The organism is Martinezella sp. CNPSo 3959 (genome assembly GCF_057784355.1).
Genome location: NZ_JBXSOV010000003.1, coordinates 347,272 through 369,535, shown reverse-complemented (window position 1 = coordinate 369,535; position 22,264 = coordinate 347,272). Strand labels below are relative to the sequence as shown.

20 protein-coding genes and 2 pseudogenes are annotated in these 22,264 nt (G+C 57.9%); 14 read left to right on the top strand and 8 right to left on the bottom strand.

The genetic code is table 11. From position 1 onward, the window contains the following. On the bottom strand, positions 1–817 hold an 817-nt coding region (locus AC13RE_RS12420), incomplete at its 3' end, for an ABC transporter substrate-binding protein (RefSeq protein ID WP_488563137.1). Positions 818–923: 106 nt separating this feature from the next. Next, positions 924–1,571, bottom strand: a complete 648-nt coding sequence (locus tag AC13RE_RS12415; protein WP_488482206.1) for a GntR family transcriptional regulator — start codon at positions 1,569–1,571, stop codon at positions 924–926. A 110-nt stretch (positions 1,572–1,681) separates the two neighbouring features. Here AC13RE_RS12415 and AC13RE_RS12410 point away from each other — a divergent pair, with 110 nt between their 5' ends. Beyond that, positions 1,682–2,350, top strand: coding sequence for a GntR family transcriptional regulator (locus AC13RE_RS12410; RefSeq protein ID WP_132720970.1), 669 nt, complete (start codon positions 1,682–1,684; stop codon positions 2,348–2,350). 190 nt (positions 2,351–2,540) lie between these two features. On the opposite strand, the gene AC13RE_RS12405 is transcribed toward AC13RE_RS12410, so the two are convergent. Together AC13RE_RS12405 and AC13RE_RS12400 are read right to left on the bottom strand one after the other, a co-directional pair. Next, positions 2,541–3,905 (bottom strand): sensor histidine kinase, encoded by a 1,365-nt coding sequence (locus tag AC13RE_RS12405; protein WP_488563136.1) that lies wholly within the window; start codon positions 3,903–3,905, stop codon positions 2,541–2,543. After that, positions 3,898–4,563, bottom strand: coding sequence for a response regulator transcription factor (locus tag AC13RE_RS12400; protein WP_132720968.1), 666 nt, complete (start codon positions 4,561–4,563; stop codon positions 3,898–3,900). The genes AC13RE_RS12405 and AC13RE_RS12400 overlap by 8 nt, the downstream gene beginning before the upstream one ends. Before the next feature lie 99 nt (positions 4,564–4,662). On the opposite strand from AC13RE_RS12400, the gene AC13RE_RS12395 reads away from it, so the two are divergent. The 4 genes and pseudogenes from AC13RE_RS12395 (at position 4,663) to AC13RE_RS12380 (ending at position 8,195) form a co-directional block, all read left to right on the top strand. Beyond that, on the top strand, positions 4,663–5,442 hold the full coding sequence (locus AC13RE_RS12395) for an ABC transporter ATP-binding protein (RefSeq protein ID WP_488563135.1): 780 nt from the start codon (positions 4,663–4,665) through the stop codon (positions 5,440–5,442). A 13-nt stretch (positions 5,443–5,455) separates the two neighbouring features. After that, positions 5,456–6,322 carry an ABC transporter permease gene (locus AC13RE_RS12390; RefSeq protein WP_132720966.1) on the top strand — a complete coding sequence of 289 codons (867 nt, stop codon included), beginning with the start codon at positions 5,456–5,458 and terminating at the stop codon, positions 6,320–6,322. A gap of 41 nt (positions 6,323–6,363) precedes the next feature. After that, positions 6,364–7,368: an ABC transporter substrate-binding protein gene (locus AC13RE_RS12385; RefSeq protein WP_488482202.1), complete on the top strand. Its 1,005-nt coding sequence runs from the start codon at positions 6,364–6,366 to the stop codon at positions 7,366–7,368. A gap of 178 nt (positions 7,369–7,546) precedes the next feature. Continuing rightward, a pseudogene (locus AC13RE_RS12380) lies at positions 7,547–8,195 on the top strand (IS6 family transposase). 504 nt (positions 8,196–8,699) lie between these two features. Here the strand turns inward: AC13RE_RS12380 and AC13RE_RS12375 are convergent. Both AC13RE_RS12375 and AC13RE_RS12370 read right to left on the bottom strand, forming a co-directional pair. Next, positions 8,700–8,850, bottom strand: a pseudogene (locus tag AC13RE_RS12375) (IS6 family transposase); the annotation flags it as partial. 181 nt (positions 8,851–9,031) lie between these two features. Further along, on the bottom strand, positions 9,032–9,937 hold the full coding sequence (locus tag AC13RE_RS12370; RefSeq protein ID WP_132720964.1) for a helix-turn-helix domain-containing protein: 906 nt from the start codon (positions 9,935–9,937) through the stop codon (positions 9,032–9,034). A gap of 201 nt (positions 9,938–10,138) precedes the next feature. Between AC13RE_RS12370 and AC13RE_RS12365 the strand changes: the two genes are divergently transcribed. The 9 genes from AC13RE_RS12365 (at position 10,139) to AC13RE_RS12325 (ending at position 19,929) form a co-directional block, all read left to right on the top strand. Beyond that, positions 10,139–11,329 (top strand): ABC transporter substrate-binding protein, encoded by a 1,191-nt coding sequence (locus tag AC13RE_RS12365; RefSeq protein ID WP_488563154.1) that lies wholly within the window; start codon positions 10,139–10,141, stop codon positions 11,327–11,329. Between the two features lie 169 nt (positions 11,330–11,498). Next, a complete protein-coding gene (locus AC13RE_RS12360; protein WP_488563153.1) occupies positions 11,499–12,317 on the top strand; it encodes a carbohydrate ABC transporter permease in 819 nt (272 codons plus the stop codon). Beyond that, positions 12,317–13,168 carry a carbohydrate ABC transporter permease gene (locus tag AC13RE_RS12355; protein ID WP_132720961.1) on the top strand — a complete coding sequence of 284 codons (852 nt, stop codon included), beginning with the start codon at positions 12,317–12,319 and terminating at the stop codon, positions 13,166–13,168. Before AC13RE_RS12360 ends, AC13RE_RS12355 begins: the two co-directional genes overlap by 1 nt. Beyond that, the gene (locus AC13RE_RS12350) at positions 13,165–15,255 is read left to right on the top strand and encodes an alpha-galactosidase (protein ID WP_488563134.1); all 2,091 of its coding nucleotides are present in this window, start codon (positions 13,165–13,167) and stop codon (positions 15,253–15,255) included. The genes AC13RE_RS12355 and AC13RE_RS12350 overlap by 4 nt, the downstream gene beginning before the upstream one ends. Before the next feature lie 5 nt (positions 15,256–15,260). After that, positions 15,261–16,352 (top strand): sn-glycerol-3-phosphate ABC transporter ATP-binding protein UgpC, encoded by a 1,092-nt coding sequence (locus AC13RE_RS12345; protein WP_132720959.1) that lies wholly within the window; start codon positions 15,261–15,263, stop codon positions 16,350–16,352. After that, positions 16,352–18,304 carry a beta-galactosidase gene (locus AC13RE_RS12340; protein WP_488563133.1) on the top strand — a complete coding sequence of 651 codons (1,953 nt, stop codon included), beginning with the start codon at positions 16,352–16,354 and terminating at the stop codon, positions 18,302–18,304. The genes AC13RE_RS12345 and AC13RE_RS12340 overlap by 1 nt, the downstream gene beginning before the upstream one ends. Before the next feature lie 478 nt (positions 18,305–18,782). Further along, positions 18,783–19,046: a GlsB/YeaQ/YmgE family stress response membrane protein gene (locus AC13RE_RS12335; protein ID WP_132720957.1), complete on the top strand. Its 264-nt coding sequence runs from the start codon at positions 18,783–18,785 to the stop codon at positions 19,044–19,046. Between the two features lie 153 nt (positions 19,047–19,199). Beyond that, on the top strand, positions 19,200–19,580 hold the full coding sequence (locus AC13RE_RS12330) for a DUF3597 domain-containing protein (protein WP_132720956.1): 381 nt from the start codon (positions 19,200–19,202) through the stop codon (positions 19,578–19,580). A gap of 67 nt (positions 19,581–19,647) precedes the next feature. Beyond that, positions 19,648–19,929, top strand: coding sequence for a hypothetical protein (locus AC13RE_RS12325; RefSeq protein ID WP_132720955.1), 282 nt, complete (start codon positions 19,648–19,650; stop codon positions 19,927–19,929). 384 nt (positions 19,930–20,313) lie between these two features. Here the strand turns inward: AC13RE_RS12325 and AC13RE_RS12320 are convergent, their stop codons facing one another. Then, positions 20,314–21,237: an ABC transporter permease gene (locus AC13RE_RS12320; protein ID WP_488563132.1), complete on the bottom strand. Its 924-nt coding sequence runs from the start codon at positions 21,235–21,237 to the stop codon at positions 20,314–20,316. Further along, positions 21,230–22,240: an ABC transporter permease gene (locus tag AC13RE_RS12315; protein WP_488563131.1), complete on the bottom strand. Its 1,011-nt coding sequence runs from the start codon at positions 22,238–22,240 to the stop codon at positions 21,230–21,232. Before AC13RE_RS12315 ends, AC13RE_RS12320 begins: the two co-directional genes overlap by 8 nt. Positions 22,241–22,264: the final 24 nt, after the last annotated feature.

Below are 22,264 nucleotides of genomic sequence, written 5' to 3'. Positions count from 1 at the left end.
CGGAATAGTCACCCGCCACCATGGGCAAGCCATATTTGTCGAACAATGTCTTCAGCGAACCATCGGCCTTCATCTCCTTCAGCGTCGCGGAAACGGCATCGGCAAGCTTGGAGCTCTTGAAAGCAAGAGCGACAGGGGCAGGATAGAGACCGCTCAGGGCGCGCTTGAAGTCACCACGCGCATCGTAGTCCTTTGCGACGGCATCGATCGATACGACCCCTTGAACCTGACCGGCGCGGAGTGCCTGATAAGCGAGGGCGAAATTGTCGAAGGTCTGGATCGTCAGGCCCTGTTTGCCCGCATCGCGCAACTCCTTGTCGAGCAGCCGCGTCTTGGTTTCCTCGAAGCCGCCGATTTCGACGCCGATCGTCATGCCGGCCAGATCGTCCTTGCCAGTGATCTTCTTGTCGTAACCCGGCGCGACGGACACGCTGATCGCCTGATCCTCGTAGGGGATCATCTGCATGATCTTTGCGCGTTCCTCGGTGAAGAAGATACCGGTGTCAATCATGTCCCAGCGCCCGGATTGCAGGCCCGGTACCATGGCCGAGAACTCGATGCGAATATATTCCGGCTCAAGGCAGAGGCGTTTGGCAACCTCGGTGCCAAGTTCGATGCGCATGCCCTTCAAGTCGCCGCTGGAATCGACAAATTGCAGGGGCGGCAGCGTCGGGTTCGTCGACATGACGAGCTTGCCGGGAGTAATCAGATCACCTGCCGCGACCTTCGGCGTGCAGGACTGCGCAAGAGCGGCTGATGCCGTCAGGGATAGAAGCGAAGCGGCGAGCAGGCCGCGTGACATTGAAAATCGAAACATGCTGACCTCTGGAGCTATTTTTGTTATGCCCAGACACTTGCATTCATCTGGGATCCCAGTTTTATACAACACTTTCCCGTCGATGCAAGAGACGACTCAATTGCCGTCAGAAATTTGTGAGAACGCCTTGACGTACCGCCTCGAGATGACGGGTCATCGCCTGACGCGCCGCCTCAGGATCGCTGCCCGCCAATGCAGCAAGAATGCCGCGATGTTCGGCAACACCGGGTTTTGCCCGGACGACGGCCATCTGCCGTTCGAAGATCGTGGTATAGCGGCGCATTTCCCCGATCGTGGCGGCCATGAAACCATTGCCGCCCGCATTGGCGATCGACATGTGCAAGGCATCGTCGAATTGCCAGACAAGTTCCGGATCCGGCTCGGCATCCGCTTCGATCGCATCGAGCATCGCCTTCAGCGAATGCAGTGTCGCCGCCGGCATGCGCCCCGCTGCTGCTGCCGCCGCGCTCGGTTCCAGCAGCATCCGCATCGCAAGACTGTCGAGATAATCCTTCAAGGTAATGACACGCACGCACAGTACGCCCTTGTCGTTGCGGACAAGCAGCCCCTCGCCTTCGAGGCGTCCGAGCGCATGGCGCATCGGCGAGCGGGATACCGCATATCGACCTGCCAACCGCCTTTGCTGCACCACCGATCCGCCCGCAAGCCGAGCCGAGAGAATTTCTGCCAGAAGCAGCCGATAGGTTTCCTCAGCCAGGCTTTCCTCAGCCGCGTCGTCCATCCGGTCGTCCATGTATCCCCTTTTTGCTTCTTTATGAGTTCGGCTATCATATGTAACACCAAACGCGCCAAGGAAAGCCGTTCGCTGCCAGCGGTGTCGGTTATGCGCAGAGCGAGGGAAAGGTGAGCGACATTTCAGTCTTACAGGATGCCACTTCGGCCAGCGGACAGCACAATCTCGCCTCGCTCGCATACAAGGCGGTGTCGGACATGATACGCCATCGTCGGCTCAAAGGTGGCCAGATCATCGTCGAGGCGAGGCTTGCCGAGGCCTTGGGCATTTCCCGAACCCCTTTGCGCGAAGCCCTGCAGCGACTGGAGGGCGAAGGCTTGGTCCGCAAGGGAGATGGCCGCAACTATATTGTTCGCCATGTCGATATCGGCGAATATCTCCAAAGCCTGCGCCTGAGACTTTTGATCGAGCCTGAAGCAGCCGTTTTGGCGATCCCCAACATCCCGCGCCGGCAACTGATCGTCGTCAGGCGTGAAATCAACGACCTACTCGACGCCACGGCCTACCACACTGATGCTCACTGGGTATCGGATGATAATCTGCACAATCTCATTATCGACCATTGCGCCAACGCGGTGATGGCGAAAGTCTTGCGGGAACTACGCGCGACCACGCGGCTGTTTGAGATCGATCGGCTGAAGGACCGACTGAAGCCCGACTCGACGGAACATCTGCTCATAATCGAAGCGTTGGAGCGAGGCGATGTTGAGCAAACGCGCCTTGCCGTTGCCGGCCATGTTGAAAGCTTGATCAATTTCGCTCGAGAGCAATTGGAATGATTAATATGCTCTTGATGGGATATGAACGCGCAGTTCCTATACAAGAAACTCGATAGATCAGATAGTTACGCTTCTAAAGCAGCTTCGCAATAGCAGGGTCGTTGGTCCCCGCTCCCTTCAAGAGCGATTTTCTTAAGGTTAGGCGGCAATCTGTGACGCACATTTCCCGCATTCGAACCTTGGATTTCGCTTACCCCGTCTGTGACGGCAGCGTTAATTGAACGACGGTGACGTTGTTTTCCCTGTGAAAGAGTAATGTGCCGTTGTGCGATCTGGCGACTTCGTAGGCGATCGTCAAACCCAATCCTGAGCCGCGTGACCTCGAACCTTTCTCAAACGGCGCAAGCAGCGATTGCGGGTCTGTTTCAAAGCCGTCTCCATCGTCGCGGATAACGACGCTTGCGCCTGCCGGAAGAGCTTCGACCTCGACTTCCAGCCTGGAGGTCGCTCCATGCGCCAACGCGTTGCTGATGAGGTTGGAAATTGCCTCGCGAAGGCTTATCGGATCGACGGGGAGCACGAGGGGAGGTGTTGCGGGCTTGAAGCTGATATCGACGTCCCTCGAGATGGAAAGAGGTATCGCTTTCGACATGACCAGCCGGACTAGCTCGTTGATATCGACTGGGTCCAGTCTGCTTGAATCGATGCGGTGCAGGATCATGGCGTGATCGAGCAATTGTCCGGTGAGCCGCCCCAGTTCGCTGTTTCTTTCTTTTATGCGCGATATCGCGTCGTTGACTGCGGTATCGGATTTGGCATGTGAAAGCATCTCGACCTGAGCGTCGAGGGCCGCAAGCGGCGTGCGCATCTGGTGTGCTGCATCCCCGACGAACCGCTGGAACATCGCCATTCGCTCAGATAATCTGCGCATGAATTCATCAATGGCCTGCACGAGATTGCGTATTTCAACCGGGGGCTCGGCATGGATTGGGGATAGATCGTCAGGGTCTCGGGATTGTATCTCCTGCTCGATCTGGATAAGCGGCTTCAGGGCAAATCGCAGCGAGAGAGCGGTCGCCGATACGGCCAGCAGGAACATCACGGCGATCACACCCAGCGCTTCGTATGTCAGTCTGCGGGCGAGAGCAGTGCGGGCGTGTATCGTCTGTGCCACCGTGATCTCCGCCCAGCCGGTTACAGCGGCATTTTCGATTTTCTTCGAAATAGTGGCCATGCGCACGGGCTGATCCGCGTAGACGCCATCCTCGAAAACCAACTCCTTCTGCGTCTCCCGAGGCGGCGCTGTGGGGGAAAGATCCTCACTGCCGGCAACGATGATGCCGCGTGGATCGACGATGCGGTAGAAGACAAGATCGTAGGCTGCAAGACCTGAGATGGCCGAGGCCGGGGGGTCCAACGTCACGACACCGCCTTGTACAAAGACGTTTTCTGCAAATTGGACCGCACCGTTTCCAAGGAGCCTGTCATAGGCCTCCTGCGCTGCGGTACCGGCAGCGTAATAGGCTGTGCAGCCCAGAATGAAGGCTCCGCCGGCGAGAACACCGGCAACAAGCCCAAGTATTCTGACCCTGATCGATCGACCGAATTCACGCATGAACAATTTGATATCCGAGGCCCCGCAGCGTTCGGATCTCCACCGAAGAGCCACTGAGCTTCCGCCTTATTCTTGCGACGAACTGCTCGACGGCGTTGGAGCTTGGATCCTGATCGAAATTGAAAAGCTGATCGATCAGCTCCTCCTTGGAGAAAATTCTCTCCGGTCTTGAAACGAGTATTTCGAGAACGGTCAACTCCCTGCGTGTGAGGCTGAGGGGCTGACCGCCGACTGATGCCACGCGAGCCTTGCGGTCCACTACGAGGGCACCGAAAGAAATGCGGTTATCCGTCAGGCCGTCGCTGCGCCTCAACAGGGCTCGCGCTCTTGCTTCAAGCTCGCCGTAATCGAACGGCTTGGTCAGATAGTCATCAGCACCGAGATCCAAAGCGCTGATCTTCTCGTTGACTTCGGAACGTGCGGTCAGCACCAAGACAGGCGTTTTTACGCGGCGAGAACGGATGTTGCGCAGGACCTCCAACCCATCGCAGCCAGGTAGGGTCAGGTCGAGGATAACCAAATCGTAGGTCTGGACGTTGAGAAGGTCGATGGCATTGGCTCCATTCGCTTCCAGATCGACGGCATGGCCGGCATTCTCCAGGCGGATGGATATCGCCCTAGCAATGTCCTCGGTATCCTCCACGATTAAAACTCGCACGCTTTCACGCCTCCTCGCTTGAGTCAGACAAGAGTCAGAATAGCTTGCTAACGTCCAAATCGCACTAGAGGAGTTGCAGACTATATTTCGGGAGGATCGATGGACATGCTATCCACTGGCGTGATGCCGGCACCTTTGTTGCGCGTTGAAGGCGTCACCATACAATACAAGACGCCTGAAGCGTTGATCACAGCAACCCGCCGTGTGAGCTTCGATGTACATAATTCCGACCGCTTCATTCTCCTTGGACCGTCGGGTTGCGGAAAATCAACCCTACTGAAGGCGATCGGGGGCTATCTTCCGGTGACGGAAGGGAAAATCACCGTCAAGGACCGTGCGGTCACCGAACCCGGTCCGGACCGCATGATGGTTTTTCAGGAATTCGATCAGCTGCTTCCGTGGAAGACCGTTATCGAAAACGTCACGTTCGCACTCACTGCATCTGGTCGCCTTTCAGGCGCGGAAGCGCGTGACCGCGCGGAGTCCTACATCGAAAAGGTGGGACTGACCAAGTTCATGAACAATTACCCGCATATGCTGTCGGGCGGCATGAAGCAGCGCGTGGCAATTGCACGCGGAATGGCGATGGAGCCCGACGTCCTTCTCATGGACGAGCCTTTCGCCGCTCTCGACGCCCTGACCCGCCGCAAGATGCAGGACGAGCTGCTGCGCCTGTGGGATGATACCAAATTCACGGTTCTTTTCGTCACCCACTCGATTGAAGAGGCGATCCGCGTCGGCACACGCATTCTGCTGCTGTCGCCCCATCCCGGCGAGGTCAAGGCCGAGCTGAACAGCATTACGCCGGATCAACTCGGAACTGCCAAACAGGCGGAGCTTGAGATCCGCATCAACGACATGCTGTTCGCATCACACTGACGGGGTGACCAAAATGACCGACCTTTTCACCTTCAGACCGGAAGTCATAAACGACGTGGATTCCGGTAACGCCCCCATTGTCGCCAAGTCTGTCAGTGCGTTCGAACGCGCCTATCGACTGGGTTTCCTTCGGAAAGCCTTCATCCTCCTGGTTCTGGCCGCGATATGGGAGATCTATGGCCGTTGGCTTGCCAATCCTCTCCTTTTCCCGACGTTCGGGCAGACGGTTGACGCCTTTATCGCCAATATCGTCAACGGCGTCATTCCCGATCGTATGCTCGTATCGCTTAAAACGCTGGTTATCGGCTATGGCATTGGCATCGTTCTCGCGTCGCTGCTGACCACGCTGGCGATCGGCTCACGGCTGGGCGCGGACCTACTCGAGACGTTGACCTCGATGTTCAATCCGCTTCCGGCGATTGCGCTTCTGCCTCTGGCTCTTATCTGGTTCGGCCTTGGTTCGGGCAGCGTCATCTTCGTTCTGGTTCACTCGGTACTGTGGGCGATCGCATTGAACACCCATGCCGGCTTCCGCTCCGTCTCTCCGACACTCAAGATGGTCGGCCAGAACTACCACCTCAAGCGCCTCAAGCTGGTCCGGCTCATCCTTATTCCTGCGGCCTTTCCCGCCATTCTGACTGGCCTGAAGGTGGGCTGGGCGTTCGCTTGGCGAACCCTGATCGCGGCGGAACTGGTTTTTGGCGTGTCGTCCGGTTCAGGCGGACTAGGTTGGTTCATCTACGAGAACCGCAATCAGCTTGAAACGGCAAATGTGTTTGCCGGCCTGTTCACCGTCATTCTGATCGGCCTTTTCGTCGAGAACGTTATTTTTGCAGCCATTGAGCGCAAGACGGTTCGTCGATGGGGCATGCAACACTAGCCGTCAAACGAAGAATTCATGTTTATAAGGAGGAGAAAGACATGAAACTGAAACAAGCATTCCTGGGTCTGATTGCAGCCGGCCTGCTCGCCACTGCCGCGCATGCAGAGGTCAACGAAGTCAGGATTTCCAAGGGCTTCGGCATTCTCTATCTGCCCTTGATCGTCATGGAGAACCAGAAGCTTCTCGAGAAGCATGCCAAGGAAGCCGGTCTTGGCGACGTCAAGGTTTCCTGGCTCTCGCTCGATGGCGGCAACGTCATCAACGATGCCATGATGGCCGGCACCCTGGATTTTGCCGGAACGGGTGCCCCGGGCTTCGTGACCCTATGGTCCAAGGCAAAGGGCATCCCCAACGTCGAAGTCGTCGGCGTTTCGGGCCTGAGCTCCACTTCGCTGTGGCTCAATACCAACAAACCTGAGATCAAGTCACTCAAGGACTTTACGAGCGCCGACAAGATTGCACTTCCCGGCATCAAGACATCGCTTGCCGCCGTCGTGCTGCAGATGATCGTCGCCAAGGAGTTCGGTGAAGAGAATTACGCGAAACTCGATCCTCTCACCGTTAGCCTTCCTCACCCCGAAGCGCTGGCGGCTCTTGTTGGCGGGAAAACCGAAATCGACGCACATTTCACGTCCCCTCCCTTCCAGTATGTCGAAGCAAAGTCGCCTAACATTCACCGGGTGCTGAGCTCGACTGATTATCTCGGCAACATCACGCTCGACGTCACCTTCGCGCCGAAGAAGTTCGTCGACGCCAACCCCAAGATGACGCAGGCCTTTATCGATGCTCTCGATGAGGCCAACGACCTGATTGCCAAGGACAAGAAGACGGCGGCGGAAATCTTCTCCAAGAGTTCGAAGGTCAAGGTCGAACCCGCGGATGCGCAGGAGATGATCGAGGACAAGGACGCAAAGTTCGATACGACCCCGAACGGGATCATGAATTTTGCCGACTTCATGCACCGCGCCGGCCTGATCAAGACCGTTCCAGCCAAGTGGAGCGATATGTTCGTTCCGCAGCTTGCGGATCGCAGCGGCAGCTGAGCTCCTCCCAGCGAGGGTCGAGACATTCCGATGTCCTGGCCCTCGCAAACTTTTCCACCGCGATGGCAATACACTCGATGGGGATGTCAGGTTAACTGGAGAGGAAGCTGTTGGCTGGTAGTTGGCAGCCCTGCTCCAGGCCCGAGTCAGTTACAAGCGTCATCGCTACCCACTGTCTATGATCGCGCACGCATCTGGCTTTACATCCGATTTCCGTTGAGCCTGCGGCTGGTGGAAGAGCTGCTATTGGAGCGCGGTATTGTCGTCTCCTATGAGACGATCCGGTGTTGGGCGAAGAAGTTCGGTCCGGATTATGCCGGCCGTTTCCGGCGGAAATCGCCGAGCGCCAACGATATATGGCATCTCGACGAAGTGGCCGTTTCGATCGACGGGAAGAAGCACTGGCTCTGGCGCGCCGTTGATCAGGATGGCTTCGTTCTTGAAGTGCTGGTGCAAAGTCGCCGAATGCCCAGACGGCCAAGCGTTCGATGTGCAAACTGTTAAAGGGTCACGGCCACGCGCCACGTGTGATGGTCACCGACAAGCTTCGATCCTACGATGTCGCAAAGCGCGAGATCATGCCCGGTGTTGAACATCGCTCTCATAAGGGGCTGAACAATCGGGCGGAGAATTCCCATCAGCCAACCCGGCGACGAGAACGGATCATGAAGCGCTTCAAGTCGAAACGACATCTGCAACGCTTCGTTTCCATCCATGACCCGATTGCCAACGTGTTCAACACTCCCCGCTCCGACATAACCTCAAGCCCTTTTCGCGAACTGCGTGCGGCAGCGAGGAGCCTGTGGCCGCAAATCGCTCGGGTATGAACCGTGAAGGCGACTAGGCCCACCATTGCACCGCGGTCGTTAACTTTACGATACCGCATCGCGGTGTGTTGCCTGATTTAATAAGCGGCCACAGCCATTGAATACAACATAGCATGCGATATATCTGCGGAGACGCGACGCAACTCTGGTGACCAATGGTGCGATACAATTTTCAGGTACGGGATCAATTCAAGCGCGTTTTGGCAAAGAGCCATATTGACGAAGCCGATCAATTAACGGCCTGCCGGACCGTTGCCATGGCGCTTGCCACGTTTGCCTTCAACGTGAACGCACCGCCGCGCACGTCTGTTGAACTTGAAGATTCGTTGGGCAATCGGATAGCTGTCATTACGCTGATTGTTGAGACTTGAGGGTAATTTCGTAGCCGGAGCCATGACGATGGATCCGCCACCTCGTCCAGATGCCATATATCTTTCCGCGACGACTTCTTTCTGCGCAACCGCTTGGCATAAGCCGCCTCGAATTTACGGCCCCATCGCCGGATCGTTTCGTTAGATACGACAATGCCGCGCTCCAATAGCAGCTCTTCCACCAACCGCAGGCTTAACGGAAACCGGAAATACAAACACACCGCATGGGCGCTGATGTGTGGCGGAAAGCGGTGGTTCTTGTAACTGATCGTAGGCCCGCTCATCGAGCTTAATTATCCGCCAACCGTTAACCCACCGACAACGTGACAACGCCGGCTATCCTTCTTTCATGTTTTGGCTTGAAGTGTACAAGTCACTGTGGGTTCAGGTCCCCGCAACCAAATCCTTTCTTGTCCGCCCCGAAGCTCTAGAGACGACGGATTGGGATGAGTGGAGAAGCGGATACTAGGTAGATGCCGCGACGACAGCACCGAAGCGGCCGCGATATTTCGCGGGCGTTGTCGAGAAGCGCTCCTCAAAAGCTTCATAGAAGCGCGACAGTGAACCAAACCCCGCTTCGAATGCGACGGCGGCTACCGGAAGGTCGCTGGAGATCAACAGCGATTGAGCCGTGTCAAGCCGATGACGCGTTATGGCCTGACTGACGGTCAGGCCCACGGTCTTCTTAAAGATAGACATTGCGTAGTTCGGATGCAGTCCCGCGGCCGATCCGACATCGATCGCCGATATCTGGCCAAGCGCATGCTCCGCAATGAAACGAATCATCTTTTCCACCCTTGGCAGGCGGTCGGGATCCTGATTGCGTGACGCTTCGATTGCGGAACCTTGTTCCCGCAGGTCTCGCCAGCCCTCGCGGGCAATCCGCCGGATGCGCGCTACGAGCTCGTCGCGGACGATCTGTTCCAGTTCAGCATCCCCGGACAACAACTCTTCGCGCCATCTCAGGAAAACGTCGCGATCATGTGCCCTGACGCTAATTGCCTCTATCAGACCACCACGAAATACAGCGTCTCGAAAGGCTCCCATGCTGTGCAAATTGACGAGCACCGACATTGGAACATAGAGGCAAACGAACGTCGTCTGCTCGGTAACATCAACGACCTGGTGCGGGATCATTCCCCAAAAGAGGCAGAGCTGCCCTTCGGAGATCTGCAGCCTACGTCCATCGAACCAATAAGTGATCCGCCCTTCGAGGACAAAGTTCAGCTCCACCTGGCTATGCATGTGCGGACCGCTCATGCGGCGCACATCCAAGCGTTCGCCCGCACAGAAGCGATGATCGCCGAAGACGACGAGCGGATGGCGCGTCGGGCCGTCGTGAACAGGAACTGACTCGTCTTCGATCAGCATTGCAAGGGTCTCCACCACGGTCGCGATCTTAGAAAACCGGAAGCGATCTTTAATATCGCGGTAGAGGTCTACGAATTTGGATGATGAATATCAACCGCCGCGCATTGGGGGCGATGTGGTGGCCGGCGTCCGCGCCGTAACAGGTCAGTGGAGGAATACGTGACCCTTTTGAAAAATATCGGCTCGCTCGCATTAAGCTACATGCTGGTGACATCGGCGGCATGCGCCGGCGAAATTGTTCTCAATTCCGACCAGTCGGATCCTGTGCCGAAGAAGGCAATGGAGCAGCTGATTGCCGACTTCCAGACGAAGAACCCCGACATCAAGGTCAGGTGGAACAATTTCGATCATGAAGGCTATAAGTCTGCGATCCGCAATTTTCTCACGGCAACGCCGCCCGATGTCGTCGCCTGGTACGCCGGTAATCGCATGGAGCCTTTCGTCAAGGCGGGCCTCTTCGAAGATGTCAGCGACGTCTGGGCTGCAAACGGGTTGAGCGACCAGCTGAAGTCCGCAGCGGCATCGATGACGATCGACGGCAAGAAGTGGGGCGTCCCCTATACCTACTATCAGTGGGGCATCTATTACCGCGCCGATATCTTTAAGGATAAGGGCATTACGCCGCCAAAGACCTGGGACGAGCTGGTCGCCGCCTGCGCCAAGCTGAAAAGCGCCGGCATCACCCCGTTTACGATCGGTAGCAAGGCACTCTGGCCGACCGCTGGTTGGTTCGATTATCTGGATCTGCGCGTCAACGGCTATCAATTCCACATGGATCTGACGTCCGGGAAGGTTGCCTATACCGATCCGAAGGTCAAAGCCGTGTTCGCCAAGTGGGCCGAGCTCGTGAAACCAGGCTATTTCCTCGAGAACCATGCAGCGCTCGACTGGCAGGACGCCATGCCGCAGTTCGTTCAGGGGAAGGCGGCCATGTATCTTATGGGCAATTTCGCCGTTGCCCCGATGAAGGATGGCGGGCTGAAGGAAGACCAGATCGGTTTCCTGCCGTTTCCGGAAATCACAAAGGACCTGACTGCCGCCGAAGAGGCTCCGACAGACACGTTCCATATTCCGTCAGGCGCGAAGAACAAGGAAGACGCGAAGAAGTTCCTTGCCTACCTGGCCTCTCCGGAAGTGCAGACGAAAATGAACGCGACACTCGGCCAATTGCCGGTCAACAACCTGTCGACCAAGCCGGATGACAAATTCCTGAAGGCTGGCTTCGAGATGCTGTCGAAGGCCCAAGCTCTCTCGCAGTTCTACGACCGCGATGCTCCGCCCGACATGGCGAAGGCTGGCATGGAAGGCTTCCAGGAGTTCATGGTGAAGCCCGACAAGATCGACGCGATCCTGGCACGTCTCGATAAGGTGCGCGCCCGCGCCTACAAGTAGCCCATTCCAACGATGACCCGCTGCCGGACGTTGAAGACGTCTGGCAGCGTTCTTACTCGCATTTGCATAGGAGCAGACAGTGGGAACGAGCAGCACCGCTCTACCGGGGTTCTGGAAACGCAATCAGCGGACCTTCGCACCCTGGCTATTTCTTGCGCCGGGTGCCCTGATGTTCCTGGTCTATGTGATCCTCCCGGTCTTCCAGTCCGTATGGATCAGCTTTCACGACTGGGATGGTCTGGGGCCCAAAACCTGGATCGGCCTTGGGAATTACGTCGAGCTTTTCTCCGACGACGCCTTCTACATGTCGCTGAAAAACAACATCATATGGCTCGTCCTCTATCTGCTGGCAGTTCCGGCGGGGCTCGCTGCGGCCCTGTTCCTGAACCAGACAATTGCCGGTATCCGCATCTACAAATCGCTGTTCTTTTTCCCCTTCGTGATCAGCCAGGTCGTTGTCGGCCTGATCTTCAGCTGGTTCTATGCGCCGAATTTCGGCTTGTTCTCGGTCCTGACCCAAGCTTTGACCGGGACGCAGGTCGCCGTGCTGGCGGATGAGCACCTCGTGACCTACGGCATCATCGCGGCCGGCCTCTGGCCGCAGATCGCCTATTGCATGATCCTCTATTTGACGGGTCTTAATAACATCAACCCGGAACAGATCGAGGCCGGGCGTATGGACGGCGCCAAAGGCTGGCATTTGTTCTGGAACATCGTCCTGCCACAGCTTCGACCGGCCACCTTCATCGCGGTGGTGGTGACGGTCATCGGCGCGCTTCGCTCCTTCGACCTCGTATCCGTCATGACAGCCGGCGGCCCTTACGGATCGAGCCGCGTTCTCTCCTATTACATGTATGAGGAAGCTCTCTCGGAATACGGGTTCCGCATGGGATATGGCGCCGCCATAGCCGTCGTGCTCTTCCTGATCATGATGATCTTCATCACCTTTTTTCTCATCCGCATGCTGAGACAGGAAAGGAATTCCTGATGTTTCCAACCCCTGTCCAGAAATCCGGTCCATGGGCATCCACCGCCTACCAAATTATTCTGCCGATCGCGCTGATCATCTGGCTGCTGCCGCTGATCGGTGTCGCGGTCACCTCAATCCGGCCCTCCGGAGATTTGGCGGCCGGCAACTATTTCGGCATTCCCTCGGGCTTTGCCGGCGTGGAAAACTACACCGCCGTCTTCCGGGATTCGCCGATCGGCCACTACATCCTGAACTCGTTCAAGATTACGATCCCGACGGTGATCGGCGCGGTTGGGCTGTCCTGCCTTTGCGGTTTCGCGCTCGCCGTCTATCGCTTCAAGGGAAGCCTGGCGCTGTTCTTCATCTTCGTTGCCGGCAATTTCATTCCGTTTCAGATCCTGATGGTTCCGGTACGCGACATGACGCTGAAGATGGGCCTCTACGATACGGTGACCGGGCTGGTGCTGTTCCACGTCGCGTTCCAGACGGGCTTCTGCACCTTATTCATGCGCAATTTCATCAAGGGCCTGCCCTTCGCGCTGATCGAGTCGGCGCGCGTCGAGGGCGTCTCCGAATGGCGGATCTTCGTCCATATCGTGTTGCCGTTGATGCGCCCGGCAATCGCGGCGCTGTCGGTGCTGATCTTCACCTTCGTCTGGAACGACTATTTCTGGGCGACCGTGCTGGTTCAAGGACAGAGCGCCATGCCTGTTACCGCCGGCCTTAATTCCCTCAACGGGCAGTGGGTTGCGGCGTGGCATCTGGTGTCGGCGGGGTCCATCGTTGCGGCGATGCCGCCGGTTCTGATGTTCTTCTTCATGCAGAGGCACTTTATTGCGGGCCTCACTCTCGGAGCGACCAAGGGATGAGCAAGACTGTTATTATCAAAGCAGGCGCGGTGTCGATGGCGCTCGGCCTGCCTGTGACTGGCATGCCGGAGATCCTCGGCTTCGGTCGCAGGGCGCTTGCGCCGGAATTCTGGCCTGACGTTCCGCGTTCGAGCCGTGTCAACGGCATGGATATCGCCGTGCCGTCAAATGTTCTGCTGCCTGTCGGCGGGCTCGGCTTCTTCGGCTGGCCGGCGATCTCAGGGCACCGCGACGGGCGCTCATTCATCCTGGAATTCGGAAACTGGCAGGTCGAGGAAAACGACCTTGGCGTCGTCCTGAAGGCCGAGGATCCCGCCGCGGAAATCGGCTTCCAGATACGCCTCGTGGGCAACCGCACCGGGGTGCTGTCGGTTTCGACATTGCTGACCAACCTTGGTTCTGACTATTACACCCTCGATCGATGCATGGCGGCGAGCTTCCTGATGCCCGCCGGCGTGGCCGAGTTGACCACCTTTACGGGCATGTGGGGCCGGGAATTCCAGACACGCCGCACGACAATTGCTGACGGACTCTGGATGCAGGAAAGCCGGCGGGGGCGCACCTCGCATGACCGCTTCCCCTTCGCTTTCCTTGAATGCGGTGGCGAGAGGATGGGCTTCCATCTCGGCTGGAGCGGCAATCACCTGATGGCGATCGATATGCTTGATGACGGGCGTAGGCTGGTCCATCTCGGCGAGTTGTTCGAGCCGGGCGAAATACGCCTGGCAGCCGGTGAAACCTACACTAGCCCGACGGCTTTTGCCGGCCCTGATAGCGAAGTGTTCCATGCCTTCGTGCGTGAGAGCGTGGTTGCGTGGCCGGGCGGCGAGATGAAGCCTCGGCCGGTGACGCTGAACACCTGGGAAGGCAATTATTTCGATCACCGCATGGACTCCCTGAAGTCTCAGGCGGATGCGGCAGCGGCCCTCGGCATTGAGCGCTTCGTCCTCGACGACGGCTGGTTCGGCAAGCGCGACGACGATACCACCAGTCTCGGCGACTGGTTCATCGACGAGCGGAAGTATCCTGACGGACTGAAGCCGCTCGTCAACCATGTAACTTCGCTTGGCATGGAATTCGGTCTCTGGTTCGAGCCCGAAAACGTGAATCCCGAGTCCGAACTGTTTCGCGCGCATCCCGATTGGGCTCTGCAGGTCGAAGGGCGTCCGCTGCTTCTGTCGAGAAACCAGTTGGTGCTGGATCTGACGCGGCCGGAGGTCAGCGACTATCTCTTCGCATGCATGGAAGCCGTACTCTCGCAGCATGCGATCTCTTACATCAAATGGGACATGAATCGCGACCTGACCCATGCCGGCGGCGCGGATGGCCGCGCGCGGACGGCGCAACAGACGCGCGCCGTCTATGCCCTGATGGACAGGATCCGCCAGGCGTTTCCGGCAGTCGAGATCGAGAGCTGCGCATCGGGCGGCGGACGCATCGATTATGGCGTTCTGCGGCACACGCATCGCGTCTGGACCTCCGATTGCACCGATGCCTTTGAGCGGCTCGAAATACAGCATGGAGCCTCGCAGTTCGTTCCGCCGGAACTTCTCGGCGCGCACATTGCTGCTTCGCCAAACCATCAGACCGGCCGCAGGCTGACCCTTTCCTTCCGGGCACTCGTTGCGCTCGCCTATCATCTAGGGGTGGAACTCAACCCGCTGACCCTCGATGCGGAGGAGAAGCGGGAGCTTAAGGGCTGGATTGCACTTCACAAGAATCTGCGCCCGCTCCTGCATGCGCCGGGCAAGCAGTTCCGCCTGCAGCCGCTTGATGGACGTTACGTCTGGGGTGCCGCGGACGAGAGCCGTATCGTCGCTTTCGTCGCTCAAGGGCCGCAAATGGTCGGCGAGCAGCCGGCACCGATCCGCCTGCCGGTCGGTGGCGACGGTACCGGCAAGTGGCGCGTGAAAGCGATCCATCCCGCCGAGCCCGAGTTCATCCGGATATCGGAAGGCCAACAGCGGCTTCTGAATGGTGAACTGACGTTCAGCCTCGATACGCTCCGGCATGTCGGCCTGCCGCTGCCGATGCTTCGACCTGAGAGCGGGCTTCTTCTTGAATTCGAACCAGTGACGGGAGACTAAGTCTCATGGGGAATGTAACCCTTAATCGCGTGACCAAGCAGTTTGGCGCTGCCAGCGTCATCAAGGGAGTCGATCTGGCGATCGAAGACGGTGAGTTCTGCGTCTTCGTCGGTCCGTCCGGCTGCGGCAAGTCCACGCTTCTGCGCATGATTGCAGGGCTCGAGGATATTTCCTCCGGGGAATTAAAGATCGGCGGCGATGACATGACCAGCGTCGGCCCCGCCGAGCGCGGCGTCGCCATGGTGTTCCAGAGCTACGCTTTGTACCCGCACATGACGGTCGCTGAAAACATCGGTTTCGGCCTGCGAATGACCGGCCATTCCAAGGATGAGGTTGCCCGCCGCACTGATGCCGCCGCCGAGATGCTGCAGTTGAAGTCCATGCTCGATCGCAAACCGTCCCAGCTTTCGGGCGGCCAGCGCCAGCGCGTTGCCATTGGCCGCGCCATCGTCCGTAATCCGCAGGTGTTTCTCTTCGACGAGCCGCTCTCCAACCTCGATGCCTCGCTCCGGGTGCAGATGCGCACGGAGATCAGCAAGCTGCATCGGGATATCCGCACGACGATGATCTACGTCACCCACGATCAGGTCGAGGCCATGACCATGGCCGACAAGATCGTTGTACTGCAGGGCGGACTGGTCGAGCAGGTCGGGTCGCCGCTGGAACTTTACCATCAGCCAAAGAACATCTTCGTCGCTGGCTTCATCGGTTCGCCGAAGATGAATTTCCTGAAGACCAAGGCCTCGCCGGCCGGCGGTGGCGTGAAGGTCGATCTTCCCGGTGGCCAGTCGATCATGCTCCGGGGCGGTTCGGCGAAGGAAGGTCAATCGGTTACTCTCGGCATCCGCCCCGAGCACCTCGATCGAAGCGAAGGCGGTGATGCAACGCTCCAGGGCAAGGTGCGTCTTGCGGAATATCTGGGCTCGGAAACGATGTTCTACATCGAACTTGCCGACGGCACCGAGATTGCAGTGAAGGCGGATGGCCTGGCGCAGGCCAAGCACGGCGACGATTTTTCCATCCATATTCCTGCGGCTGCCTGCCATCTTTTCGACGATGCTGGCAATGCCATCCTTAACGGAGATCTGACAAAATAATGCTTGGCGTTTGCTATTATCCGGAACACTGGCCTGAAAGCTGGTGGGAAAAAGACGCGCGTCGCATGCGGGAGCTTGGTATCTCCTACGTGCGCATCGGTGAATTTGCGTGGTCGCGCCTTGAGCCGACGCGCGGCTCTTTCGATTTCGGCTGGCTCGACCGGGCGATCGACACGCTGGCGTCCGCCGGCCTGAAAGTCGTACTCGGCACGCCGACCGCCACGCCGCCGAAGTGGCTGATGGACGAATATCCAGAAATCGCTCCGGTGGACGAGCAGGGTAGGGTGCGGGGCTTCGGCTCGCGCCGTCACTATACGTTCTCGTCGGAGGTCTGGTGGAAGGAGTCGGAACGTATAGTCGACACCGTCGCGAAGCGCTATGGCTCGCATCCGGCTGTTGTCGGCTGGCAGACCGACAACGAATACGGATGCCACGATACGAGCCTGTCCTGGGGTGCCGAAGATCTGAAAGCGTTTCGCCGCTGGCTTCGCCTCCGTTATCAGTCGGCGCAGCAATTGAACGAAGCCTGGGGAAGCGTCTTCTGGTCGATGGAAGTCCAGAGCTTCGAGGACGTCGTCCTGCCCAACCTGACCGTGACGGAGACAAACCCCGCTGCGCGGCTCGACTTCTGGCGCTTCCATTCCGATCAGATCGCGGCTTACGATCGCATGCAGTGCGACATCATCCGGAAGTACTCCCCGAACCGTTGGATCACTCATAATTTCATGGGTTTCGTCAACGATTTCGATCATTGGAAGGTCGCAGAGAACCTGGACCTTGCGTCGTGGGATTCCTATCCGATCGGCTTCGTGGAGAAGTTTCCCTTTAGCGAGGAAGAGAGGACGCGCTGGGCGGAGACATCCCACCCAGATATCGCCGGCTTTCATCACGATCTCTATCGAGGCGTCGGCAATGGCCGGTTTTGGATCATGGAGCAGCAGCCGGGGCCGGTGAACTGGGCGCCGTGGAACCCGGTACCCAAGCCGGGGATGGTGCGCTTGTGGAGCTGGGAAGGTCTTGCTCATGGAGCCGAGGTCGTCAGCTATTTCCGCTGGCGCCAGGCACCGTTCGCCCAGGAGCAGATGCATGCCGGCCTGAACCTGCCGGGTCTCGACGAACTTTCGCCGGGCGGCAAGGAGGCCGAAATCGTCGGACGCGAGATCGATGCATTAGGTCCGTTGCCGGACGCCGTTCAGGCGCCCGTCGCAATCGTCTACGACTATGAAAGCTACTGGTCCGCCGTCATTCAGCCGCAGGGCAAGGACTTCCGCTATGAAGAGCTGGCATTCCGCTGGTACGAGGCGATCAGAAAGCTCGGGCTCGATGTCGATTTCGTCCGGCCCGGTCATTCGCTGAAAGGTTACAAGCTTGTTCTCGTTCCCTGCTTGATGCATGTATCGGATGTGGCGCTGGCTGCATTCGAGGAGGCTGATGGGATTGTGCTGTTCGGTCCGCGGACCGGATCGCGGGATCGCAGTTTCCGCATTCCGGCCAATCTTCCGCCTGGGCCGATCGCCGAACTCACCGCCGTTAGGATCACGCAGGTTGCTTCATTGCGTCCGGGGCTGAGCGTCTCTGTTGTCGGCGCGTTCATCGGCCAATCGACAAGATGGCGTGAGTATCTTGAGGCGACGGCGGATGCCGTCGTCGAAGCGGTGTTCGAAGATGGAGGCCCCGCGTTGATATCTAACGGACGATACCATTATCTCGCCTGCTGGATTGAAGGTCTACCGCTTACCGAGCTGATGGTGCATCTTGCCAACAAAACCGACATTAAAGCCGGTATGCTGCCTGATGCCATACGCTATCGCCGCGCTGGCAACCTGACGTTCGCGTTCAACTACGGCCCCGACGCCTGGCTCGTTCCCGAGCAACAGGACTTTGTGTTGGGTGGAAGAGAAATCCCCCCATTTTCCCTCTCAGCATGGAAAGCTTCTTCCACTGGTTCCTAGAAAGGGAGCTGGAGCAGAAACCTAGCCGTAGTGGGTGGCGGAAATCTGCCGGAACGGCATTATCGATGCGGGCGATGTCACGTTGTCCGCGTAATCCCCGAGGAGACGCTTGTGGGCGAGTTTACGCAGTTGCGCGGGGGATGGGTTTCCACTGCGCCATTGCGCGAACGTCAATGAACGGTGGAGCATAAAGGCTCTTCCATTTCAGGGAGCCCGTCAAGTTCGTCCGGACAGCCGGCCAATGTTCCTTCAGCTCGCGGCTGGTTGACCGCTCAGCCGCCAAGATTCAGTGATTGGCTCAAGATCGAGCAGCCGGACGAGGGGTGCCTGATTTGAAAAAGATGACTAATGTCACTTGCATGTCGGAATGCTTTGTTTACCAACGGGACGTGCAAATATGACGGGGAATGTTGTTGAAGTGCGGGCTAAGCGCTCGCCGTGACAGCAGCCGCTCAAGGTGTCTGGCAAGGAGAGACGTATGCATTTCATCATCGCGCTCATCATGGGCGGATTCATCGGCTGGGTCGCCGGCATGATCATGCGGGGCGGGGGCGGCATCGTCTGGAATGTGCTGGTCGGCTGCCTCGGTTCGATTGTGGGACGATTCCTATTGGGTAGGTTCTCGGATCAGGGGCATCTCACGGAGAACCCGTTCGATCCTAAGACGCTTGTCGTCGCACTCGTTGGGGCCATCGTATTGCTGGCAATATACAATCTTATCAGGCGCGGAGCGGTGCGATGATGCCTGCTCGGGGTCATGCGGCTGTCACGAATAACAGCATATGAAATTGGACTGAGGGCGTCTTTCGCCCGAAAGTACAACGTGGCCGGTTGATTTGCGGAGAATTACAGTCGCGCAGTCGAATTGGTTTTTGGTTACAATATCGGAGACATTATGGGCATTTTCAGCACCATCAAAGACAAGATTTTCGGTCATCCCGCCGCGCAGGCAGCTGTGCCTGACGCAACCACGGAAGTCGCGCAGGCTGGTGCGGCCGCGCCGGCAGCAGCTCCTGCTTCGGTCGATGTCGGCGCTGTGCTGGCCCAGATGGCGGCGACCAAGGGCGGCGGCGGCAACTACCAGACCTCGATCGTCGATCTGCTCAAGCTGCTGGACATGGATTCGAGCCTCAACGCACGCAAGGAGCTCGCCAACGAACTGAACGTCCATGTTGCCGAGGATGGCTCGGCTGCGGAGAATATCGCCCTCCACAAGGCCGTGGTCGACAAGCTCGCCGAGAATGGCGGTAAGATCCCGGACAGCCTTCGGCATTAACCCCCTCGGCGGAGGACTTCGCTACTGCGGCAAAGTCCTCCGCCGATCAACGAGGAAGGAGCATAACATGGGAATTCTCGACGGTCTTCTTGGCCAGTTTCTGGGCAGCGGCGAAGCCAATACGCTCGTTGCGGGCCTCGCTTCCAAGGTTGGTCTGCCGCCCGAATTGGCGCAAACAGCGCTCAACGCGCTGGCGCAGGCACATCCACAGCCGGGTGACACGATTCAAACCGCCGCCGCCAATAGCGGCCTGTCGGAAGACGTGCTCCAGCAAGTTGTCTCGCACCTAGGCGGTGAAGATGGGCTCGCCAACCTTGCCGCCAGTTGGCTGGGGGGTGGCAAGCCGTAGGCTTCCGCCTGATTATTAGCCAAACCCAGTCTTCCGTTGGGCGCTGATCGTGCTGTTGGCGCATCCGTCTTGTGCAGATCATAAGCTTTGGCCTGCTGTCACCCGTTGCGATCACGCAGCGGGTGATTAAATGGTGTGGAAAATTCCAAGTCTGAATGGCCTAATTTGACGGGGGCACGTCACTGTCACTCGACTCAATGAAACGCGGTTTGACAGCATCGACGCAGAACCAAATAGCATTACGGTTGATCATTTCTCAGGTCCTTCATTTAAGGGAGCCTCCAATATGAGAGGTCACTAACTTGGCCCGCTGCCCACCACCGCCGAGACAATCAGCGCGGCAAAATAATTTGCACTCCAATAATGTACATTGAGATCTCACTATCACCTACTCTTTAACATACGCGGATCGAGCGCATCGCGCACCGCATCGCCGAGATAGTTGACGCTCAGCACTGTCAGTGAGATGGCGAGGCCCGGCCACAGCACGCGGGACGGCGTGAGCTGCAGGAAGCTTGCGCCATCGAAAAGTAGACGCCCCCATGTCGGAAAGTCCGACGGGAAGCCGAGACCCAGAAAGCTCAGCGCGGATTCGGTGATAATCGCAGAAGCAATGCCAAGCGTCGCCGACACCATGATCGAGCTCATGACATTCGGCAGAATGTGCTTCAGGATGATCCGGTATTCTCGCATGCCGCTGCTTTTGGCCGCCATGACGAAATCCAGCCGTTTCACCGCCAGCACATCGCCACGCACAATGCGAGCGGTATGCATCCAGCTCGTGACGCCGATGACAAAGACGATCAGGATGAAAATTCCAGTTTCCGGGCCGAAATAGGCACGGAGCGTGTCGCGGAACAGCATGATGATGACCAACAGCAGAGGCAGAAGCGGGAGCGCCAGAAACAGATCCGTCAGCCGCATCAGAGGTCCATCGAGACGTCGAAAATAGCCCGATGTCACGCCGACCAATGTCCCGAGGAGAAGCGCCAACAGCATCGCGGTGATGCCGACCGCCAGCGAGATGCGTCCACCTGCCATCACCTGCGCCAGCATGTCATGGCCAAGATTGTCTGTGCCGAAGGGGTGAAGGAGGGAAAGTCCTTGGTTTTTGGCGCGAATGTCGATCTTATTCGGATCGACGCTGTGGATGAACGGACCGACATAGACGACCAGCAGGATGAATATGAAAACGATCAGGCCCGCAAAGCCACCTTTATGAGCCCGGAATTGCCGCCATGTGGCGGCCATGATCGAGCGTGGTGGCGCGGTCAAAGCCGTCGTCGGGATTGCTGTTACGTCAGTCATAGCGGATCCTCGGGTCAAGAATGCCGTAAAGCACGTCGGCAATCAGATTGAAGAGAACGATCAACACGGCGAAGATGAAGGTCAGGGTCTGAACCATGGGGATATCCCCGCCCTGCACGGCGACAATCAAAAGCTGGCCAAGGCCGTTCACCCGAAAGACCTGCTCGGTGATGATGGCGCCGGAAAAAATCGTCGGCACCCCGAGCGCGATGACGGTTACGACCGGGATCAGGCTGTTGCGCAGCACGTGGACTAGAAGCACGGTCTTTTCCTTGACGCCCTTGGCACGCGCGGTGCGGACATAATCCTGATGCAGGTTGTCGAGCATGGAGGCGCGCACGAAGCGGCTGATATGCGAAACGTTGTAGAGCGTCAGCACCATGACCGGCAGGAACATCTGCTTGATCTGTGCCATGAGGCTGGACCAGTCCGTCACGCGCAGGTTGGTGTCGTAGACCGATGGAAACCAGTGCAGAGTGGAGCTGAAGACGACGATCAGCAGTACGCCGGTGAAGAATGTAGGTACGGAATAACCGACCATCGAAATGAATGTGCCGATCTGGTCGAAGATCGAATATTGCTTGTAGGCCGAGAGAACGCCGATCGGGATCGCCAGCAACACGCCGAACAGGTAGGAAAGGCCCACCACCCACAGCGTTTGCGGCATACGCTGGACGACAAGATCGACCACCGGGCTGCGTGTTGCCCATGAGAGCACCCGCAGTCTGTGACCATCACCGAACTGCCAGCCGGTGATCTGTTCGAGGATATTCAGCGGTTCGTTGATGAAGAATTGATGCAGCCATCTGAGATAACGGATCAGGAAAGGCTGATCGAGACCAAGTGCTGCGCGGATCTGTTCGCGGACCTCCGGCGGGATCGTCAACGGCAGATCGCCAGTCGGATTATTGGGCGCAAGGTCGAGAAGAGCAAAAATGACAAAGCTGATCACCAGCAATGTCGGCACGGCGAAAAACAGCCGCCGCAGGGTGAAATGAAACATCGGAAAGTCTCCAGAACTTCAGGC

Excerpts from the sequence above, each read along its gene's own strand:
- AC13RE_RS12405 (WP_488563136.1), bottom strand. The coding sequence starts at position 3,905 with ATGCGTGAATTCGGTCGATCGATCAGGGTCAGAATACTTGGGCTTGTT.
- AC13RE_RS12325 (WP_132720955.1), top strand. The coding sequence starts at position 19,648 with ATGGGAATTCTCGACGGTCTTCTTGGCCAGTTTCTGGGCAGCGGCGAA.
- AC13RE_RS12315 (WP_488563131.1), bottom strand. The coding sequence starts at position 22,240 with ATGTTTCATTTCACCCTGCGGCGGCTGTTTTTCGCCGTGCCGACATTG.
- AC13RE_RS12370 (WP_132720964.1), bottom strand. The coding sequence starts at position 9,937 with ATGCTGATCGAAGACGAGTCAGTTCCTGTTCACGACGGCCCGACGCGC.
- AC13RE_RS12330 (WP_132720956.1), top strand. The coding sequence starts at position 19,200 with ATGGGCATTTTCAGCACCATCAAAGACAAGATTTTCGGTCATCCCGCC.
- AC13RE_RS12335 (WP_132720957.1), top strand. The coding sequence starts at position 18,783 with ATGCATTTCATCATCGCGCTCATCATGGGCGGATTCATCGGCTGGGTC.
- AC13RE_RS12365 (WP_488563154.1), top strand. The coding sequence starts at position 10,139 with ATGCTGGTGACATCGGCGGCATGCGCCGGCGAAATTGTTCTCAATTCC.
- AC13RE_RS12360 (WP_488563153.1), top strand. The coding sequence starts at position 11,499 with ATGTTCCTGGTCTATGTGATCCTCCCGGTCTTCCAGTCCGTATGGATC.
- AC13RE_RS12350 (WP_488563134.1), top strand. The coding sequence starts at position 13,165 with ATGAGCAAGACTGTTATTATCAAAGCAGGCGCGGTGTCGATGGCGCTC.
- AC13RE_RS12385 (WP_488482202.1), top strand. The coding sequence starts at position 6,364 with ATGAAACTGAAACAAGCATTCCTGGGTCTGATTGCAGCCGGCCTGCTC.
- AC13RE_RS12395 (WP_488563135.1), top strand. The coding sequence starts at position 4,663 with ATGGACATGCTATCCACTGGCGTGATGCCGGCACCTTTGTTGCGCGTT.
- AC13RE_RS12345 (WP_132720959.1), top strand. The coding sequence starts at position 15,261 with ATGGGGAATGTAACCCTTAATCGCGTGACCAAGCAGTTTGGCGCTGCC.
- AC13RE_RS12340 (WP_488563133.1), top strand. The coding sequence starts at position 16,352 with ATGCTTGGCGTTTGCTATTATCCGGAACACTGGCCTGAAAGCTGGTGG.
- AC13RE_RS12390 (WP_132720966.1), top strand. The coding sequence starts at position 5,456 with ATGACCGACCTTTTCACCTTCAGACCGGAAGTCATAAACGACGTGGAT.
- AC13RE_RS12355 (WP_132720961.1), top strand. The coding sequence starts at position 12,317 with ATGTTTCCAACCCCTGTCCAGAAATCCGGTCCATGGGCATCCACCGCC.
- AC13RE_RS12415 (WP_488482206.1), bottom strand. The coding sequence starts at position 1,571 with ATGGACGACCGGATGGACGACGCGGCTGAGGAAAGCCTGGCTGAGGAA.
- AC13RE_RS12320 (WP_488563132.1), bottom strand. The coding sequence starts at position 21,237 with ATGACTGACGTAACAGCAATCCCGACGACGGCTTTGACCGCGCCACCA.